At 57.9% G+C, this 3,089-nt stretch carries 1 protein-coding gene and 4 pseudogenes; 2 read left to right on the top strand and 3 right to left on the bottom strand.

Going from position 1 to position 3,089, the window contains the following annotated elements:
- Positions 1–100: 100 nt before the first annotated feature.
- Positions 101–967, top strand: a pseudogene (locus FOY56_RS23260) (alpha/beta hydrolase); the annotation flags it as partial.
- A 60-nt stretch (positions 968–1,027) separates the two neighbouring features.
- Here the strand turns inward: FOY56_RS23260 and FOY56_RS23255 are convergent.
- Positions 1,028–1,321, bottom strand: a pseudogene (locus FOY56_RS23255) (integrase core domain-containing protein); the annotation flags it as partial.
- 137 nt (positions 1,322–1,458) lie between these two features.
- Here FOY56_RS23255 and FOY56_RS23250 point away from each other — a divergent pair.
- Positions 1,459–1,746: pseudogene (locus tag FOY56_RS23250) on the top strand (IS110 family transposase); the annotation flags it as partial.
- 476 nt (positions 1,747–2,222) lie between these two features.
- Here FOY56_RS23250 and FOY56_RS23245 read toward each other — a convergent pair.
- Complete coding sequence (locus FOY56_RS23245; protein ID WP_186766459.1) at positions 2,223–2,498, bottom strand: hypothetical protein; 276 nt, start codon at positions 2,496–2,498, stop codon at positions 2,223–2,225.
- A 145-nt stretch (positions 2,499–2,643) separates the two neighbouring features.
- Positions 2,644–3,089: pseudogene (locus FOY56_RS23745) on the bottom strand (Calx-beta domain-containing protein); the annotation flags it as partial.

Genomic DNA, 3,089 nt, shown 5'->3' with positions numbered 1-3,089 from the left:
ATCGTCCGTTCTTCATTCAAAATCTCCTCAGATATCTTGCCGAGAAAATTCTACTTTTGAACACCACTATTTTTAGGGGGGATTACCCAAGGAGGTCTTAGTCTATGTTCACGGCTATAACGTGGATTTCGACACCGCGATACGCCGGGCCGCCCAGATTACCTTCGATCTTCGCTACGATGGCGTGCCGGTTGTTTTTTCCTGGCCTTCGCGAGGCAGTACGCTGAGCTATATCGGAGATGCCGCTGTCGTGCGCCACAGCGGCCGCAACCTCTCGCATTTTCTGGACAAACTGGTCGAGCATGCAGGTGTGGACGACATCCATATCTTAGCACACTCGATGGGCAACCGAGCGCTAACGGATGCGCTGGAACTGATGGCGCTGCGTCGGGCCGCATCCAGAAAAACGGAGCCGGCGTTTGAAGAGGTTTTGTTTGCTGCGCCGGACGTCGATGCCGGGCTGTTTCGGGCGATGGCGGAAACCTTTCGAACCATTGCTCGGCGCATGACGGTCTACGGGTCGAGCGAGGATGTCGCGTTGGATGTCTCTCGTCGGGTCCACGGCGATGCGCACCGCGCCGGAGAAGGCGGCGAACACATGGAAACGTATGCCGGAATCGATAGCATCGACATGTCGGCCGCTGGCAGCGACATGCTGGCACATAGCTACTTCGCCGAAGACAGTGCGGCTCTTCTGGACATGTTAACTCTGATCTGGCGCGGTTCAGCTCCTGACAAGCGCTGCGGCCTGACTGCCGATACGCAGGAAGACGGTGTGATCTGGCGTCTTGAAGCGGGCAAATGCGAAGACAAGCGACTCTTTGAGGTTATCACGGGTTTGCGCCGCGCGGGCATAACTGAGATGAAAGAAGCGCAACTGTACCTTGATAACCTTTCATCCGAGCTAGGGTCCTCGGATGAGATTCGTACTATTGTTTCGAAGCTTTTCGAAGAAACTTCTCAATAGATTACTGAACCGCGCCGGGTTTGTCGTGAGCAGCCCCACTTGAGTGGTCCAAGTTGAAAGTTAGTGCATGGTTGGCCTTTGGTCCATCGGGATGATGGACTCTGGCGCAGGTGGGCGGTAGCCCAGAGCACTGTGTGGTCGTTTGATGTTGCAGTGTTTCCTGCACCTTTCAATGATGATCTGTGCTTCTCGCAGCGAGTAAGAGACCCCACCGTTCAGCAGCTCGTCGCGCATCCGCCCGTTGAAGCTCTCGCAATACCCATTTTCCCATGGCGACCCGGGCTCGATGAAGGCTGTCTTGGCCTCAACTGCTGTGATCCAGTCCCGCACTTTCCGGGCGATAAATTCCGGCCCATAGCACCTTCGGAATGACGTTGATTTAGAGGCTATGATGGCCTGCGCAGCCCGCAAAATGCGCAGCAGATGATCATAGCCGGGTCTCAGGTCCCTACAGTGGTTTTGCACAAACCACACCACAAGGGAGACCGACTATGACCAGTATTGCACAGACCGAGCCTGTTTTGGTGGCCGTTGATATCGCTAAGGCCCGCCATGAAGTCTTGATCGCTATTCCAGGTAGGACGCGCCGCCGCCGTCTGACTGTTCTGAACCAACTCGACGATTTTAATCGCTTGATCGCCACGCTCTCGGACTACGGTCGTCCGGTCCGCGTTGCATTTGAGACCACCGGCAGTTGCCACCGCGCCCTGGCGTACCGGCTCGGGATTGCCGGCTTCACAGTGAAGCTCGTTTCTTCGGTGGCTCTGGCACGCACCCGAACCTTGCGCACTTGGCAACCCTTTCTGGCATATAGGCTGCGGATGGGTTGATGACGGCCCGCCTGTGATTGATCAGACCAAGCCGCTATTCGTATCGTTGACCAAATAGATGCCAACCAGGACCATCATGGCGAATATCACCAGAACTTTCATGCAACAGGTTCTTTTGTTCCGTTTCGGAACAAGTGTGCAAAGCTCAAATTGATCTTCGTTTCGGATCGCTGGCAGGTTGGTGTGTGTCGGCTTCGTCATGGCGCTGAAACCTCGCTTTTTATGCTGGTCCAGTTTGGTAGTTGAATCAGGCCGAAATCGTTCGGAAGGGCACCGTTTTGGTGACGTTGTGTCAATCCGTGGGGGCATCTAGCGCCGTCCACTGCCCTCCTAGGGTGACGACCGTCCGCCGAATGGGCGACGGACCGTCTGGCCCTGGCTGATTGGTCGGGAGAGAGGCGAGGGTTGCCGCATTTTACACCCGTTCACCAGATGGGGCGAGAGTGTCCGACCCAGGCTACATTGCGCACGCAGCAGATGAACTTGGCCTCTGGATAGAGCGCCATCAGTTCCAGGATCTTGGCCGTCCAGGCCCCGTTCGTTTCAAAGATTACATCCGCCTGATCGTCGGCATAATAGCTGTCGAGCAAACCGCACAGCAGGCGTTCGCGTTGCGGCCCATCGACCATGCGCGACAGCTCCGTCCCGGCCGAGACCTGGCTGACGATCCCTTCGAACAGGCTGGCAATCGGGCTGGACATCCCGACTGGCCGCTCCTTCTGCCCCGCTATAGCATGCGATTTCCCGCCGTTGCGCCTAATGCCCCAATCAAAAGCGTCGGTATATCTGCAGCACTGTCGTCGTCCCCATCTCCATCGGTCTCGACCGACTTGAGTCCAGCCTCCATCAGATCACCAGGAAGCTGTCCTGGTCGATGCTCAACCCGCTGGTCAGGGTGGCGAACTGGATGGCTGCTGCACCGCCGAGACCGTCGGCGTCGTAGGACAGCGCGCCGGTGTCGGTCTCGTAGATAACCTGGGCGGTGAAGCCATTGGCGACGCCGTCCGCGTTCGCTGCAAAGGCCATGGCCGACAGCGCGCCGCCAGACAGGGCCGAGAAGATCGCCGCGTCCAGGTGGATTGCATCCTCGCCGACGCTGACGTCCGCGATCGTGTCGATGTTGCCGCTGCCAAGAGCGGTGTCGAACACGAAGTCATCGCCGCCAGCACCGCCACGCAGGTAATCTGCGCCGCCGCCGCCGTTGATCGTATCATGGCCGTCGCCGCCGAGCAGCACATTGGCCGAGGCGTTGCCGGTCAGATCATCGTCATGCGCCGAGCCGAACACGTATT

This window comes from Falsiphaeobacter marinintestinus (genome assembly GCF_007923355.1).
GTDB lineage: Bacteria > Pseudomonadota > Alphaproteobacteria > Rhodobacterales > Rhodobacteraceae > Phaeobacter_A > Phaeobacter_A marinintestinus.
The sequence above is the reverse complement of the archived record's forward strand: the minus strand, read 5'-3'. Positions and strand labels throughout refer to the sequence as shown.

Coding starts and splice junctions, on each gene's coding strand:
- FOY56_RS23245 (WP_186766459.1), bottom strand. CDS start 2,498: ATGTCCAGCCCGATTGCCAGCCTGTTCGAAGGGATCGTCAGCCAGGTC.